Source organism: Bacillus sp. RAR_M1_44 (assembly GCF_020165935.1).
Taxonomy (GTDB): domain Bacteria; phylum Bacillota; class Bacilli; order Bacillales; family Bacillaceae; genus Bacillus; species Bacillus altitudinis.
On the sequence record NZ_JAIUKX010000001.1, the window covers coordinates 1,085,298 to 1,100,246 of the forward strand.

The following is a 14,949-nucleotide window of genomic DNA, read 5'->3' on the forward strand; positions in this document are numbered from 1 at the left end:
CATGTATGATCAATCCCCTGAAGGACAAACTATCTTCAGGGGATTTTTGTATGATAAAAACGACAAAACCCCCGTTTATTTTACTTTTATTACACTTAATTTAGTTTAATAAATAGATGAGTGTCACAGAATCTTCTACAATTGAGACAAATAGCATTTGGGGGTGTTTATGTGGCTAATACACAACAATTGAAATCGATTACAAACGATTCTGACAATAATAAAAGCGTTTTCCGAAAAATTCTTTCTTGGAAAATTGGTGTTATTGATCTACCTGTGTATATAGTACTTGCAGCGATTATTTTAACTGCCGCTTATTTCAATAAAATTCCAGCAAATATGCTTGGTGGTTTCGCTGTTATTATGATTTTGGGGATTTTCCTAGGAGATGTAGGACAACGTATTCCAATCTTAAAAGATATTGGTGGACCGGCGATTCTTTCTTTATTCGTACCATCGTTCCTGGTCTTTTTTCATGTTCTGAATCCAAACTCGTTGGAAGCGGTTACGTCTCTGATGAAAACGTCAAACTTCCTATACTTCTATATATCTGCTCTTGTAGTAGGTAGTATTCTTGGGATGCAACGAACTGTTTTAGTACAAGGCCTTATTCGTATGTTTGTTCCTCTTGTTGCAGGTACAATTACAGCTGTAGCTGCTGGAATTCTAGTGGGTCTTCTAGTTGGTTACACACCGCATCATTCGTTCTTCTTTATCATTGTACCGATTATTGCCGGTGGTGTCGGTGAAGGAATATTGCCATTATCAATTGCTTATTCACAAATTCTTGGTGTATCAGCAGAGTCATTAATTTCTCAATTGATTCCGGCTGCTGTTATTGGGAACGTCATTGCCATCATTTGTGCTGGCGCAATGAAAAAGCTTGGTGAAAAACGTCCTGAACTAAACGGGAATGGACGACTTGTTAAATCAAAAGAAGCAAATGAAATCTTTGAACAGCCTGAAATGGATACTAAAGTTGACTTCAGCTTAATGGGTGCAGGTGTGCTTGTTGCATGTACAACCTTTATCTTTGGCGGTTTATTAGAAAGTTTTGTTCATATTCCAGGTCCAATCTTAATGATTGTTCTTGCTGCATTAATCAAATACTTAAACGTGATGCCTCAGCATTTGCAAAACGGCTCACAACAGTTCTACAAGTTTGTATCGAAAAGCTTTACATGGCCTCTAATGGTTGGTTTAGGAATTCTATACATTCCACTTGATGATGTGGCCACTGTTATTTCGATTCCTTTCGTATGTGTATGTATTGCTGTTGTTCTAGGCATGGTTGGTTCTGGTTACTTTGTTGGTAAATTCATGAACATGTATCCAGTTGAATCTGCCATTGTGACTGGCTGTCACAGTGGATTAGGCGGTACTGGTGACGTTGCAATTCTTTCAGCTTCTGGAAGAATGGGCCTTATGCCTTTCGCTCAAGTCTCTACACGTCTTGGCGGAGCAGCAACCGTTATTTGCGCAACAATCTTACTCAGAATGTTTACTTAAAAAAGAAACAAAAAGCATGTCCCTTTCATAAGGGACATGCTTTTTTATATTTCTTTTCTCCCATACATCCTCATTCATCAGCTAATACAATTCGTATATACTCCCGAGGCTGAAAAGGATACTGTTTCGCCTGCGGATAGGTCATATGGAGGAGATGTTCAGAAAATAGCGGCCATTCACTCCCGGCCTGCCACCTTTTTTGATCATTTCGTTCAATCAAGAATGCTCCTCCTAAAATCGTGCAGAATATGCTTAAGCTGATGGCGATCTTTCGTTTCATTTGATCAGCTCCTTTAAGAAAAGCATGTACGAAATACAAAACAATATACAACGAGTTTCATTTTTGATAAAATATTTTTTGTGGTCAAAAGAACTCAAAACAAATTCAATTTGTCGTAAATCAGTTCAAACCAATGCACTATGTCTGTATTTACGCTATAATTTTAATTACCAGTTCTTTAGAACGTGAATTTATATTGATCAAAGGAGGTTCATTTTCTTGCAGCTTATTCACTTCGCCATCCTATCACCTTTTTTACTTGCCTTTGTCGTCCCTTTTCTCTTTAAATACGTAAGGCGTATACATACAGGATGGTTTGTTCTCATCTTGCCTATTCTTTTATTTACCTATTTCATCCAAATGCTCCAGATCACCTCGAATGGACGAACGTTGTTCTCACAAGCTGAATGGATTCCCTCTCTAGGGATGAATTTCACTGTGTATGTAGATGGTCTCAGCCTGTTATTTGCTTTACTCATCACAGGTATTGGTGCACTTGTGGTACTGTACAGTATTTTCTACTTATCAAAGGAAAAAGAACAGCTTGGCTCTTTCTATACGTATTTATTAATGTTTATGACCGCTATGCTTGGTGTTGTTCTCTCTGACAACATGGTCGTACTTTATTTGTTCTGGGAGCTAACGAGTATCTCTTCCTTCCTCTTAATTGGGTATTGGTATAAGCGTGAGCGTTCTCGTTACGGAGCAACCAAATCACTGCTTATTACTGTGTTTGGCGGATTAGCTATGCTTGGCGGCTTCATCCTCATTTACCTGATCACTGATTCATTCAGTATTCGCGAAGCAGTCAATCAGCTTCAGCTCATTATGGCATCACCTTATTTCATCCCTGCGATGGTTCTCATTTTACTAGGGGCCTTCACGAAATCAGCGCAGTTCCCATTTTATATTTGGCTGCCTGATGCTATGGAAGCACCAACCCCTGTAAGCAGTTATCTACATTCTGCTACTATGGTCAAAGCCGGTATTTATCTGGTTGCCCGCTTTAGTCCGATTTTTGCTATATCAGAGGTGTGGTTTTGGACCATTTCGATTGTCGGACTTATCACACTATTCTGGGGATCTTTCCACGCCGTTCGGCAAAATGATTTGAAAGCCATTCTGGCCTTCTCGACAGTGAGTCAACTCGGTATGATTATGCTCATGCTAGGAGTAGGCGCAGCTGCCATTCATGAAAACAACCCTGCCTTTTTTGGCGCAGCAGTTCTTGCTGCTATTTTTCATCTCATTAACCACGCGACCTTTAAAGGAAGTCTCTTTATGGCAGCAGGGATTATCGATCACGAAACAGGTACACGTGATATTCGCAAATTAGGTGGATTAATGACCATCATGCCAATTACCTTTACGATTACGTTAATTGGTACATTCTCGATGGCTGGACTCCCACCTTTTAATGGATTTTTAAGTAAAGAGCTATTTTTCACAAGTATGATCCGGATTTCTGACATCAGCTTTACGGATGTGTCAACATGGGGGGCTGTCTTCCCTGCTATCGCTTGGCTCGCTAGTGTGTTTACGTTCATCTACAGTATGATGATCGTCTTCAAAACATTTAGAGGCCGTCTGAATGTCGATCAATTGGAGAAAAAACCGCATGAAGCACCGATTGGTATGCTGATCCCGCCAATTATTTTAGCTGCACTTGTGGTCACGTTCTTCTTTTTCCCTAATATTCTTGCCTATTCTGTCATTGAACCTGCCATTCAAGCGATCATTCCAGAAGCCATTCAAACAGGAAGCCGCTTTGCCGTAAAAATTGAAGCGTGGCATGGATTCCAGCCAGAGCTTTACATGACGATTGGTGTAGTTGCGCTCGGTACCATTGGCTATTTAACGCTGTCAAAATGGCGCCCAATGTACAACATATTTAAAGAAAAATGGTCATTTAACGCTTTGTATGATCGTTCACTTATAGGTGTAGAAAAAGGGTCATACCGCCTAACAAACAGCTATATGACAGGATTCCTTCGTGACTATCTTGTCTATGTATTTGGGTTTATGATTATCGTGCTTGGCAGCGTGATGTTCTACAAACAAGCCTTCTCATTTCAAACTGAGCACGCTGCATCAATCGGCACGTACGAAGTCATCCTTTCACTTGTGATGGTCGCAGCGACAGTCACGACTGTATTTGCTCGTTCACGCTTAACAGCTATTATTGCGCTAGGTGTTATGGGCTACACGCTGTCATTGTTCTTCGTGATTTTCAGAGCACCTGACCTTGCGCTGACACAGCTCATTATTGAAACCATTTCTGTCGCGCTGTTTTTACTTTGCTTCTATCATTTGCCAAAGCTGAGTCTGAAGCAAAAAACACGAAGATTTAAATTAACAAATTTGATCATCTCATTAGGTGTTGGAGTCGTTGTCACCTGTCTTGCTTTCGCTTCAACAAGCCAGCAGTCTCTTGACACAATTTCAACGTACTTCATTGAAAACAGCTACAAACTGGCTGGCGGAGACAATATTGTCAATGTCATTCTTGTCGATTTCAGGGGCTTTGATACACTCTTTGAGATTACAGTGCTGGCCATTGCGGCACTCGGTATTTATGGATTATTGAAGGTAAAAGCACAAGGAAAACGGAAGAGAGGCGTACGGCGATGAGAAAGATTGATACGAATGATATGCTCTTACAAGTCACTACTAAAATTACAGCATTCATCATCTTGCTTTTCTCACTTCACCTATTTCTTGCAGGACATAACAATCCTGGCGGAGGATTCATTGGCGGTTTGATGAGTGCTGGTGCTGTCGTCCTCCTGCTTTTAGCCTATGACCTTAAAACAGTCAGACGCATTTTACCATTTGACTTTATTTATGTGGCTGGTGTCGGTTTGCTCGTTGCCATCCTAACAGGTATGGGATCTTTTCTGTTCGGAGCACCTTTCTTATCCCATGCATTTGATTATTTCCAACTGCCGTTTCTAGGGAAAACAGAACTGGCGACAGCGGTCCTGTTTGATATCGGTGTGTATTTAGTTGTTGTTGGTGTCACCATGACCATTATTCAAACGATTGGAGAGAAGGAATAATGGAATTTCTAATGTCTATTATCGTCGGAATCATTTTTATGGCAGCGACCTATTTAATGCTTTCAAAAAGCCTTCTGCGGGTCATCGTCGGTACTGCCGTTTTAAGTCACGGCGTCCATTTGCTTCTATTAACAATGGGCGGCTTAAAAAAGGGAGCACCTCCTATTTTGAAAGAGGGGCTCACATCCTATGTAGATCCATTGCCACAAGCATTAATTTTAACAGCCATTGTCATTGCTTTTGGTGTAACATCCTTTTTGCTCGTGATGGCCTTCCGTGCCTTCCAAGAGCTGAGAACAGATGACATGGATCAAATGAGAGGAAATGATCAGCATGAATAATCTCGTGATCCTGCCTATATTAATTCCATTACTAGCTGCTACATTATTGATCTTTATGAATAAAAACACCATGCTGTCGAGAGGCTTTAGTGTGTTTGCATCTCTTTTAGCCATTATCTGTAATGTCTATTTGGTCCAAACGATTTTCACAAACGGCATACAAACCCTTTATTTGGGCGGCTGGAAAGCACCGTTTGGCATTGCCCTTGTGGCCGATCAGTTTGCTGCGCTTCTTGTGCTGACCGCTTCCATTGTTGGACTTGTCACAGTTCTTTTTTCCTTTCAAACGATTGGGAAAGAAAGAGAGCGGCTGTTCTATTATTCTGGTGTCCAATTCTTGTTAGCTGGTGTCAGTGGTGCCTTTTTAACGGGAGATATTTTCAACCTGTTTGTCTTCTTTGAATTGTTGCTGATGGCATCTTATATGCTCATTGTTCTGGGTGGTTCAAAGCCTCAGCTTCGTGAATCACTGAAATATATTGTGTTTAATATTATCTCATCGGCATTATTTATTGTTGGCGTAGCGTGTTTATATGCAGTCACAGGCACACTGAACATGGCTGATTTAAGTGTGAAAATAGCCGAATCTGGGCAGACAGGGTTAATCACCGTGATTTCGATTCTGTTCCTGATCGTATTTGGCTTAAAAGCTGGGGTCTTCCCGCTTTATTTCTGGCTGCCAGGGTCTTATCATGCACCGCCGGCAGCGATTTCAGCTTTGTTTGGTGCACTGCTGACAAAGGTCGGTCTATATGCAATTGCCAGGGTCTTTACGCTCATCTTTATACATGATACAGGTTTTACACATACACTCATGGCTTGGCTGGCCGCTCTAACGGTTATATTCGGTGTCATTGGCTCTATCGCCTATTCTGATGTGCAAAAAATTGTGATTTATAACATTGTCACAGCTGTTGGTGTCATTTTGTTTGGGATTGCGGCCAATACACCGGCATCACTCCAAGGCGCCATTTATTACCTCATTCACGATATGGTGATCAAAGGAGCTTTATTTATGCTTGCAGGGGCATTGTTTGTGTATGCTGGAACCAACCATCTGAAAAAAATGGGTGGGCTGATTCAATCCCAGCCTCTACTCGGCTGGATGTTCTTCATATCGGCTTTATCACTTGCGGGTATTCCTCCGCTAAGTGGATTTGTTGGCAAGCTGAAAATTGTTGAAGGTGGGTTTTCTGCTGGGTACATGACGTTCTCTATCCTTGTTTTACTGTCCAGTCTTCTTGTCCTTTATTCTGTTATGAGGATTTTCATGCTCGCGTTTTGGGGAGAGGAACAGGATATGCGAAGAAGAAAGCCATCCATTAGAGGAATGGTGTATCCTGGGGTACTGCTTGTTGTCTTATCTCTTGCGATTGGATTAGGCACAGAATTCATTGCACCTTATATCAATCAAGCTGCGGAAATGCTTTCAACACCAGAAAAATATATTCAAGCTGTGCTGAAGGAGTAGATGAACATGGCCTTTCAAATATTATTAAACGCTCTCCTCGCCTTTACATGGATGTTTATGAATGATACATACAGAGCTGCAGACTTTGTATCAGGCTTTGCACTAGGGATGATCGCCATTTTTATGCTGCGGCGATTCTTCCCGCAACGTTTTTACGGCTATGCCCTTTATGCGATTTTCAAGCTCGTCATCATTTTTATCAGAGAGCTACTTCTTGCTAATTTGAGTGTACTCAAGACGGTGTTATCTCCAAAGCTTAAAATCAAGCCTGGTATTTTCGCCTTTCGTACAGATTTGAAAACAGATTGGGAAATCACCATACTGGCTAATATGATTACATTAACACCTGGTACACTGGTCATCGATATTTCCGATGATCGCTCGATTTTATATATTCATGCGATGGATATTGAAGATGCTGAAAAAGCCATCCACGATATTCGGGTATCATTTGAAAAAGCGATTCAGGAGGTGAGCGGTAAGTAATGGAACTGATCTTGCAAATGTCACTTGGGATTCTTGCGCTGTCTACTTTGCTCTTTGTGATACGGGTCATCAAAGGACCTTCTATCCCTGATCGCGTTAGTGCGCTTGATGCGATAGGAATCAATTTAATTGGGATGACAGCCATCGTGTCTATCTTACTGAAAACCACTACGTTCTTTGAAATTATTTTACTGCTCGGTATTCTTGCCTTTATCGGCACTGTCGCTTTTTCCAAATTCCTTGAGAAAGGGGAAGTGATTGAAAATGATCGTCATCGCTAAAGCGATCGTGATTTTCTTTATTCTGCTTGGCGCCATTCTTTGTCTGGTCTCAGCCATTGGTGTCCTTCGCCTACCGGATGTTTACACACGTATGCATGCTGCATCAAAAGCATCGACACTTGGTGTTGTTCTCATTTTAGTTGGTGTATTCTTTCATGAATGGTTTCTTGCAGGGATCATCTCTGCGAAAATCCTGCTTGGAATTGTCTTTATCTTTCTGACCGCACCAGTCGGCGCTCATTTGATCGGAAGAGCCGCTTACAACACTGGTGTGAAAATGGACAAACGAAGTGTCCAAGATGATTATGGCGGTTTCCGTAACTTTGTCATTAAACGAAAAGAAGACTCTTATTTATAAATGAAGAACCTGACATTCAGGTCTTGTTCACTTTACCTGCATGTTCATAAAAGGGTATTAAAAAAAGCTTCCGCTGCACCGGGAGCTTTTTTATATGCGATCAATGACAGCGAGTGTACATCTTGACGTACAGATATGACGGTCTCGATCATCTTTTATATCGATTTGGAATACCATTGTACGCCGTCCCACATGTACAGGAACAGCTGTAGCTGTCACCACTCCATCACGTACAGATTTTAAATGATTGGCATTGATTTCAATACCTGAACAAACCTGCTGAGTTAAGTCTAAATGAGCAGCAGCACCCATGCTTGCCACTGTTTCTGCTAGAGCAGCTGATGCTCCTCCATGAAGTAATCCAAATGGCTGTTTTGTTCGGTGATCGACTGGCATTGTCGCCACGCATCGTGACGTATTGCATTCCACAATCTCAATCCCCAGTGCCTCAAGCAGTGTATTTGAACCACTCACATCCATCAAGGCCCTCTCCCTTCACACGTTTACAGGACACTTTCCGATTTTGCAATTAACACCGCTTCTGTTCGAGATCCAACATTCAGCTTATTAAAGATGGAGGTCAAACTGTATTCAATCGAGCGTTTGCTCAAATGAAGCACATCGGCGATCTCTTGGTTTGTGTACCCTTTTTCCACTTCTCTTAAGATTAAACATTCACGCTCTGTTAACAGCTCATGATCCGTCTGCTGCGCCTGTTCTGGCTTCTCTTGCTGCTGTGAAATTAATTTCTTTAAATAGGATAGCTGAATGACAACTTCTCCTTGCAATGTGCGGTGTATGTATTCAATAATTTTGTCTTTTGTCTCTGTTTTACTTATTGCACCATGCAATCCAGCTCGAATGGCCTCTTCGAAATAATCATCTACTTCATATCCTGTATAAATGATAATTTTCACTTGTTGATTCGTTTCTAGAATTTGTTTGGCAATGTCCATTCCATTGATATCCCCGAGATTTAAATCCATCAAGATCACATCATAGATGGAAAAGTCATGCGTCTTTAAAAAGGCGCCTTCTGCATCAGGACTTAAACAATCGACTGATAGCTGCTGATCTGATTCTAATATGCTTTTTGTCCCTTCCATGACAGCCGGATGATCATCAATGACCAATATCTTCTTCATGTCTTCCTCCCTTTAAATCACTCACTTCCATTTTATATAAAAGACTTGGCAGATGCCAAGTCTTATTCCTTAAGAAATCGTTACAATTCCATTTCAATTTTCACCTTGAGCCCTTTTTCAGGTGCTGTGAGAATTTGAAGCTTTCCATTTAGAGCTTTGACTCGTTCCCTTATGCCAGAAAGACCCATGCTCATCGTGTGCTGATCAAGCTGGCTTGCATCAAATCCGACTCCATCGTCCTCATAATGGAGAACAACTTGATCTTTAATACAAATGAGCATCACTAAGACTTGGCTGGCCTTAGAATGCTTCAACGCATTGGATAACAGCTCCTGCACTATCCGGTAAATATTCAGCTGTGAGTCAATATCAATGTCCAGTTCTTTATCAAAGCGGGTTGTATTCAGCCTAATATGAAATGGCGCTTCCTCTTGAATTTGCGAAGTCAGCTTCGAAATTGCCTTCACTAACCCCAAGTCATAGAGGAGCTGCGGCCGAAGTTCATGACATGTTTCTCTCGTGGTTTGAATCACCTTAGACATTTGTTCATTCCAAGAGATCAGCGAATTTTCAATAGATGTTGGGCATTGGTTGTTTTGGAAATTGGTTAAGAACATCTCGGACTGTCTCTTCAGTGAAATCAAATCCTGCAGCACAGAATCATGAAGATCCCTCGCTAAATCTGAGCGCTGCTTTTCTTCCATGGCGAACATGACTTTCTTCAGCCAGGCGGGATTGGCTTCCCGCTGTTTCAAATCCTCAAGATGCTCCATCAATTCTTCAATCTTGACGACATTTTCTAAACTGACACTTGTGTAAAATGCCAATGTTTTCAGCCATGAAATTTCATCGCGGGTCAGCTTAGGTGTCCTTAAATTAGATAAACAGCAAATCACAAACGAGTGACCGCCCCGCTCACCAATTTTCATCATAAACCCTTTATCAAGCCCGATGATTTTACCAACTTCACCTAAAATATCTTGAAATTGGTCCACATAATCTTTCCATAGCTGGCTTTCTTCTATTGATTCATCAATTTCAACAATTTGTCCATCTGCCTTCACTTCAAGCACAAAGGCTTTGTTCACAACAAGTACTTCTAAGATGGTGTATTTTAAATGATACAATACTTGATGAAGTGATGACGCCTCACGAATAAGCTGTGTGAATTTAAATATACTATCCTGATAATTATGCTTCTCTGAAAAACGCTTCAATCGAAAACGGAAATCGATAATTTCTTTAAAGTAGAAGACGGTAAGCATAAGAATGTACGTGATAATCGTAAATTTCACTGTATAGAAATTTGCATTTGGCTTTTGAATAAAATCAAAAAGAACAACCACTAGTATTGTCGGTGTAATTGCTAAAAAACCGTAGTATTTAATCCTTCCCATAAAGAAATCAACATTATATAGCTTATTTGACATAAATTGATAGACTAAGAAAAAAGGAATTAAAAGAACAAACGATGCAACAACATACGGTGAAATAAAATATATACCAAAAAAATAAGGAATGATAAAAAATAGCATGAATGGACTGAATGCTGAGATTAAAATGAGTGCAAATGCTCGAAGTACATTGCTGACTTCATTGTCTTTCAATTTTTTAGCAGCCCTTATAGTGATAATAATCGAAAGGAAAGCCAGAACAAAAAATGAAAGTAAATTGACATATGCTAATAGATCTACTGGTCCTGCTTTATTTTTATAGAATAAAACTAATAAAACGTTAGTCACTGGAACTAGATACAAATAAAAAAGAACTCGACGACGAATAATTTCTGTTCCTAATTCTTTTAAATATTGATACATAAAGTGCATATATAGTGGAGGTACAATATTCATTGTAACGATTACAAGAATACGACTGATAGCCTCTCCTTTTCCAGAACCACCAGAACTTACATAACCTATAGACACCGCCAAAAGAAATAAAGCTAAAATATAAGCTGACTCTTTTTGGTTTGCTTTATTCATTTTTAAAATCATAAATATACAAAATAGACAGATGGAATAAAGAATGACTGGTATTAGATAAATAAACAGATTCGCTTGACTCAATAACCTTACATTCTCTAAATCAATTTTATCACCATGTCTATCAACGACTAAACTTTTAACATTAGCTAAAAAACCTCTTTTAACTTCTTCAACTGGTTTTTTATTCCCATTCACTTCAAGTATGATATCGCCTTTCCTAACTCCAGCTAGATAGCTATCTGTAAAATTATCGACATCCACTACCTCAAGTTGACCCTGACTATTTTCCTTAACAGCTGCTCCAACAAAAATATTAAATACGTTGATATAAGAGATGTAAATCACATAGATGAAGCTAAGGATAACTAATATAACTGTTAACTTAGAGTAAAACTTTCTCATAATATTTATCTACTCAAGCAGTTGCCCATATGATTGCTTTAATAACGTCTTCTTTCTGGAATCCGTCAACAATAATACTTGCAGTTTCTTGATCAACGTGAAGCAATGATGCGTTCCCATTAGCAATTTGATTTAATGTTGAAGGATTCTCCACTAAATAACTAACCAATTCCTGAATTTTCATCTTCTCCATCTCCATTTAAAAAAAGTATCAGTTTTTTCTTTTTTGAAGCCTCTAAATGTAGTTTCTTGAATGCTTCTTTAAACTTATTTCTGAGAAGGTTTCTCATAATAAATACATATTGTTGAGCACCAGATTTTTTTAATTTATCCTTTAATTCTTCAGAGCCGGCACTCTTATCCTTTGATTGAAAATAACTGAGCAAGTCTGAACTAGATGGATTAAACTCATTTTTCAAGTAAACTAGCGGTAATGTTTGCATTCTTTTAAAGTCAACATTATCTTTATTAAAAAGACCTAGATAGTCATTTTCAAGCTGTTCCGCCATTCCTAGGTAATAAGCATATTCTTCTACCTTCTTTTCAAAAGAACCTGTTGCCAAAACAACACCTAACACACAAGGTAATACAAACAGTGACCCTGCTTTTAACTTCATGATATTTAAACAATCCTGCTCATTCTCTGGCTCCAGTGTCATATCTATATGCTGCCCTTGCATTGACTGAATGGAATAAGAATATACATTGTTTAAAAGCTTCGCTCCATGATCAAGCTTTGAAAACACATCAAAACTCAATGCAAAGAGAACATTCGCCGCATTAATCGCAATTCCGCTCTGACATTTCATCCAAGGATACGAATCATTATCCTGATCTTCAATATCATCTAATATATCGGCAGATAAGATGAGAAGTTCAATCCCTGCTGCCAGTTTTGTAATCGCTTGCTTGTCTTGTCCGCCAAATGCCTCATAATGTTGGTAAGCCAATTGCCCAAAAGGAAATTCATTCTTTATATCTGTAAATTCGAGAAGCAGCTTTTGTAAATCATTTTGCCTGACTGCATGTTGAATAAAATCAGACATTTTCTGCTTGATTTTTGTATTCTCTAGATAGTTTAGCATACTCGATCTTGATCCTCACCCTCTCGCCTCTTATTTTACTAAAAAGAAATAAGCAAATGTCCACTGACATCACTATTTAACAATTATATAATAATATATCCTTTTTTTGTATGTATTTGGATAAAAAAAAGACTTGATGGTTATCAAGTCTTTAAGAAATTTTCACATATTCATATTTGTCGTATTGATCAATGCTTTTGTTAATGTTATGAAGAGAAGCCGTTGTTTCTCTAATTTCGTTTTCAAGTTTCCATAATAGTTGTTTAAGTTCTTCGATTTCATACTTTTCCATCGATTCCACTCTCCTTTTTTGGAAGATCAATGTATTTGTGTATGTTGATTGGGTCATAAGTATTTGATCTGTTACTAACAGTGTAAATGCTATTGAGTATTTTTTCACCGAAAAGTATGCACAAAATGTGTGCGTGATACCGCAAAATTCAATAGGTCTTTTTTCATCATTTTCAGACTTTTCAAATGATACTTTTATCTCAATTTCAAAGGAAATACGTCATTTTTGCGACATGAACAGGCATCATTCGTCACAATTCTCACGATACAGAACATACGATCCCCTCTATTTCCTCGGTTTTTCATGTTATAGGTCAGACGACAGGCTCTACTGTAGACACCGCAATTTTTTGGCGACATTCACCGAAATTGACCGCAAAAGTACCTATTTTTATGATGAATATGCAAAGGTAGAAAGATCATTTTGATTCTTTATTCGGATTTTCTTCATACATTTAGAACAGATATCCGTCCAAATTCACTTCAATGAGAGAAGAGGTGACCATGTGTTTTACTATGTTCCTTATCCGCCTTTGCAGGTTCCCGCAATGGGGAACGCATACCCGCGAACACCTATGACTTTTCCTCCAGTAGATGCTCATGCGTTTCAAAAGGCTGCAAAGGAATCAACCCGTCTCGTGGCTGATGCATCCCTCATTACACAGCAGATTTCCGGTTCGCTTTCGTTTGGACAGCGAATCATGGAAGCTGCTGAACGTGCTGACACCGCAAGTGTGATTCGAATGCTGAAGCAGATTGGGGTGAAAAGCAATATCGATATCCGCTTTAGTCCAGAAGGCATCCGTATCTACTTATCCCTCTCTTCCAGTAGGCTTTTTCTACTTTTACAGTGGGGATAACAAAGAAAAAGGCCGCTCTAGTGGGAGCGGCTTTTCTTAAGATTCAAACATTTTATGACACCATTCAATGGCTTCTATATAACAGCCGTAGGCTTCCTGCTTAGGGAGACTTCCACCTAACATCTCATTATCCCATTCATTTCGTTCAATACGTTTGGCAATGTCTAACACAAGGAAATAGTCATTTTCATAGCCAAGCAGTGCCTCACCTACTTCATCCGAAAGAGGCAGTTCTTTCACAAGTTCAGTAATGTCCGCCCTGACAAGCGTATCAATGAGTGAAAACATACCTGTCAGCATATAAGAAGCGGGATGCTCTCGTTCAGTCCGACTAGCAATGAGTTCACACGTTTTGGCACGAATGAACGACATTTTGATAATTTCCTTTTGGCTTGAGTTGGCCTGGACATTCAGTTCTTTAAATGAAAGGATAAAGATCCATCGCCGTATTTCATTAAACCCAAGCAGGATAATCGCCTGACGAATACTCTTGATTTGATAAAGACGTCTCATGCCGCCAGAATTCAGCATTTTTAATAATTGATATGAAAGGGAAAGATCACTTTCTATAAAGTGCGTCACGGTCTGAATATTCGGCTGCTCCTTGCTCAGCTCATTCAATAGCTGATGGTATGCGTGGAAGCTAGTCGATAAGGCTCGTCCCGAAATGACGTGCGGCTCACTAAAAAAATATCCTTGAAACAAATGGAAGCCAGCTTCTAACGCTTCTTCATATTCTTTTCGCGTTTCTACCTTTTCAGCAAGGAATCGAAGTCGATACTTTTTATATGTATGTAAAATGTCTCTTCGTTCTTCACATGTTGTTTTCAGAAAATCAATTTTTAAAATATCAATGCAATAGAGGAGTTCATCGAGTAACTTGTCATGAAAATGTGTTCCGCTCAGAAAGAAATCATCGAGCGCAATCGTGTATCCCCACTTTTTTAATTGCTTACATCTCATAATAAGTGCCGGGGTAATCGGTACATTTTCTAATATTTCGATCACAAGCTGATGTGGATCAAAATAAGTGAGCAGATCAGACGAAAGCAAGCTTTCGGTGAAATTGATGTAGCATCGTTTTCCTTCTGTCAGTGTTTCGATGCCAATGTTTAAAAAACTATTGATAATGAGGTCCGTTGTCGCTTGATCACCATCTTCAGCGCTATATGTATTGGTTTCACTATCTCTATAAAGCAGCTCGTATGATACGACTTGTTCTTTTCTGTTAAAAATAGGCTGCCTTGCAACAAACACCCTCAACTGCTCCATTCCTCCTTTATGCAATGACAAACAAGATGTGCTTTCAGTATACCAAATGATTGCCCATAAGGTTCATTTTGAATCGTCCAACATGAAAAAAAGAGACCATCTGGCTTGATGATCTCCTTTCCCG

17 protein-coding genes are annotated in these 14,949 nt (G+C 39.4%); 9 read left to right on the forward strand and 8 right to left on the reverse strand.

Features of this window, described 5'->3' with window-relative positions:
- Positions 1–171: 171 nt before the first annotated feature.
- Entirely contained in the window at positions 172–1,509 is a 1,338-nt protein-coding gene (locus LCD34_RS06000; protein ID WP_008345838.1) for a 2-hydroxycarboxylate transporter family protein, read from the forward strand.
- A 70-nt stretch (positions 1,510–1,579) separates the two neighbouring features.
- On the opposite strand, the gene LCD34_RS06005 is transcribed toward LCD34_RS06000, so the two are convergent.
- Positions 1,580–1,789 (reverse strand): hypothetical protein, encoded by a 210-nt coding sequence (locus tag LCD34_RS06005; protein WP_017358947.1) that lies wholly within the window; start codon positions 1,787–1,789, stop codon positions 1,580–1,582.
- Between the two features lie 219 nt (positions 1,790–2,008).
- Between LCD34_RS06005 and LCD34_RS06010 the strand changes: the two genes are divergently transcribed.
- From LCD34_RS06010 to mnhG, 7 genes are read left to right on the forward strand one after another with little or no spacing between them, the layout of a single operon-like run.
- A complete protein-coding gene (locus LCD34_RS06010; RefSeq protein ID WP_058213659.1) occupies positions 2,009–4,420 on the forward strand; it encodes a Na+/H+ antiporter subunit A in 2,412 nt (803 codons plus the stop codon).
- Positions 4,417–4,848, forward strand: a complete 432-nt coding sequence (locus LCD34_RS06015; RefSeq protein ID WP_008345843.1) for a Na(+)/H(+) antiporter subunit B — start codon at positions 4,417–4,419, stop codon at positions 4,846–4,848. The genes LCD34_RS06010 and LCD34_RS06015 overlap by 4 nt, the downstream gene beginning before the upstream one ends.
- On the forward strand, positions 4,848–5,189 hold the full coding sequence (locus LCD34_RS06020) for a Na(+)/H(+) antiporter subunit C (RefSeq protein ID WP_003213576.1): 342 nt from the start codon (positions 4,848–4,850) through the stop codon (positions 5,187–5,189). Before LCD34_RS06015 ends, LCD34_RS06020 begins: the two co-directional genes overlap by 1 nt.
- A complete protein-coding gene (locus LCD34_RS06025) occupies positions 5,182–6,660 on the forward strand; it encodes a Na+/H+ antiporter subunit D (RefSeq protein WP_206115691.1) in 1,479 nt (492 codons plus the stop codon). Before LCD34_RS06020 ends, LCD34_RS06025 begins: the two co-directional genes overlap by 8 nt.
- A 6-nt stretch (positions 6,661–6,666) precedes the next feature.
- Positions 6,667–7,146 carry a Na+/H+ antiporter subunit E gene (locus tag LCD34_RS06030; protein WP_008345848.1) on the forward strand — a complete coding sequence of 160 codons (480 nt, stop codon included), beginning with the start codon at positions 6,667–6,669 and terminating at the stop codon, positions 7,144–7,146.
- Complete coding sequence (locus LCD34_RS06035) at positions 7,146–7,427, forward strand: Na(+)/H(+) antiporter subunit F1 (RefSeq protein ID WP_008345849.1); 282 nt, start codon at positions 7,146–7,148, stop codon at positions 7,425–7,427. The genes LCD34_RS06030 and LCD34_RS06035 overlap by 1 nt, the downstream gene beginning before the upstream one ends.
- A complete protein-coding gene (gene mnhG / locus LCD34_RS06040; protein ID WP_035701201.1) occupies positions 7,411–7,785 on the forward strand; it encodes a monovalent cation/H(+) antiporter subunit G in 375 nt (124 codons plus the stop codon). The genes LCD34_RS06035 and mnhG overlap by 17 nt, the downstream gene beginning before the upstream one ends.
- Positions 7,786–7,875: 90 nt before the next feature.
- Here mnhG and LCD34_RS06045 read toward each other — a convergent pair whose 3' ends face one another.
- The 6 genes from LCD34_RS06045 to degQ form a co-directional block, all read right to left on the reverse strand.
- Positions 7,876–8,265, reverse strand: a complete 390-nt coding sequence (locus tag LCD34_RS06045) for a hotdog fold thioesterase (RefSeq protein WP_008345855.1) — start codon at positions 8,263–8,265, stop codon at positions 7,876–7,878.
- Positions 8,266–8,288: 23 nt separating this feature from the next.
- Entirely contained in the window at positions 8,289–8,930 is a 642-nt protein-coding gene (locus tag LCD34_RS06050; protein WP_007500477.1) for a response regulator transcription factor, read from the reverse strand.
- A gap of 80 nt (positions 8,931–9,010) precedes the next feature.
- Positions 9,011–11,317 (reverse strand): ATP-binding protein, encoded by a 2,307-nt coding sequence (locus tag LCD34_RS06055; protein ID WP_224558668.1) that lies wholly within the window; start codon positions 11,315–11,317, stop codon positions 9,011–9,013.
- Positions 11,318–11,330: 13 nt separating this feature from the next.
- The gene (gene comX, locus LCD34_RS06060) at positions 11,331–11,501 is read right to left on the reverse strand and encodes a competence pheromone ComX (RefSeq protein ID WP_017358941.1); all 171 of its coding nucleotides are present in this window, start codon (positions 11,499–11,501) and stop codon (positions 11,331–11,333) included.
- Entirely contained in the window at positions 11,479–12,402 is a 924-nt protein-coding gene (locus tag LCD34_RS06065; RefSeq protein ID WP_035389264.1) for a polyprenyl synthetase family protein, read from the reverse strand. Before LCD34_RS06065 ends, comX begins: the two co-directional genes overlap by 23 nt.
- Positions 12,403–12,553: 151 nt before the next feature.
- Positions 12,554–12,694, reverse strand: a complete 141-nt coding sequence (gene degQ / locus LCD34_RS06070; RefSeq protein WP_003213123.1) for a degradation enzyme regulation protein DegQ — start codon at positions 12,692–12,694, stop codon at positions 12,554–12,556.
- 505 nt (positions 12,695–13,199) lie between these two features.
- Between degQ and LCD34_RS06075 the strand changes: the two genes are divergently transcribed.
- Positions 13,200–13,553 carry a hypothetical protein gene (locus LCD34_RS06075; protein WP_019744042.1) on the forward strand — a complete coding sequence of 118 codons (354 nt, stop codon included), beginning with the start codon at positions 13,200–13,202 and terminating at the stop codon, positions 13,551–13,553.
- A 36-nt stretch (positions 13,554–13,589) separates the two neighbouring features.
- Here LCD34_RS06075 and LCD34_RS06080 read toward each other — a convergent pair whose 3' ends face one another.
- The gene (locus tag LCD34_RS06080; protein WP_046526550.1) at positions 13,590–14,816 is read right to left on the reverse strand and encodes an EAL and HDOD domain-containing protein; all 1,227 of its coding nucleotides are present in this window, start codon (positions 14,814–14,816) and stop codon (positions 13,590–13,592) included.
- Positions 14,817–14,949 lie beyond the last annotated feature (133 nt).

Bases quoted from the DNA above. Each gene is read 5' to 3' on its own strand.
- LCD34_RS06035 (WP_008345849.1), top strand. From the start codon at position 7,146: ATGGAACTGATCTTGCAAATGTCACTTGGGATTCTTGCGCTGTCTACT.
- comX (WP_017358941.1), bottom strand. From the start codon at position 11,501: ATGAAAATTCAGGAATTGGTTAGTTATTTAGTGGAGAATCCTTCAACA.
- LCD34_RS06020 (WP_003213576.1), top strand. From the start codon at position 4,848: ATGGAATTTCTAATGTCTATTATCGTCGGAATCATTTTTATGGCAGCG.
- LCD34_RS06005 (WP_017358947.1), bottom strand. From the start codon at position 1,789: ATGAAACGAAAGATCGCCATCAGCTTAAGCATATTCTGCACGATTTTA.
- LCD34_RS06025 (WP_206115691.1), top strand. From the start codon at position 5,182: ATGAATAATCTCGTGATCCTGCCTATATTAATTCCATTACTAGCTGCT.
- degQ (WP_003213123.1), bottom strand. From the start codon at position 12,694: ATGGAAAAGTATGAAATCGAAGAACTTAAACAACTATTATGGAAACTT.
- LCD34_RS06015 (WP_008345843.1), top strand. From the start codon at position 4,417: ATGAGAAAGATTGATACGAATGATATGCTCTTACAAGTCACTACTAAA.
- LCD34_RS06030 (WP_008345848.1), top strand. From the start codon at position 6,667: ATGGCCTTTCAAATATTATTAAACGCTCTCCTCGCCTTTACATGGATG.
- LCD34_RS06055 (WP_224558668.1), bottom strand. From the start codon at position 11,317: ATGAGAAAGTTTTACTCTAAGTTAACAGTTATATTAGTTATCCTTAGC.
- LCD34_RS06045 (WP_008345855.1), bottom strand. From the start codon at position 8,265: ATGGATGTGAGTGGTTCAAATACACTGCTTGAGGCACTGGGGATTGAG.
- mnhG (WP_035701201.1), top strand. From the start codon at position 7,411: ATGATCGTCATCGCTAAAGCGATCGTGATTTTCTTTATTCTGCTTGGC.
- LCD34_RS06050 (WP_007500477.1), bottom strand. From the start codon at position 8,930: ATGAAGAAGATATTGGTCATTGATGATCATCCGGCTGTCATGGAAGGG.
- LCD34_RS06065 (WP_035389264.1), bottom strand. From the start codon at position 12,402: ATGCTAAACTATCTAGAGAATACAAAAATCAAGCAGAAAATGTCTGAT.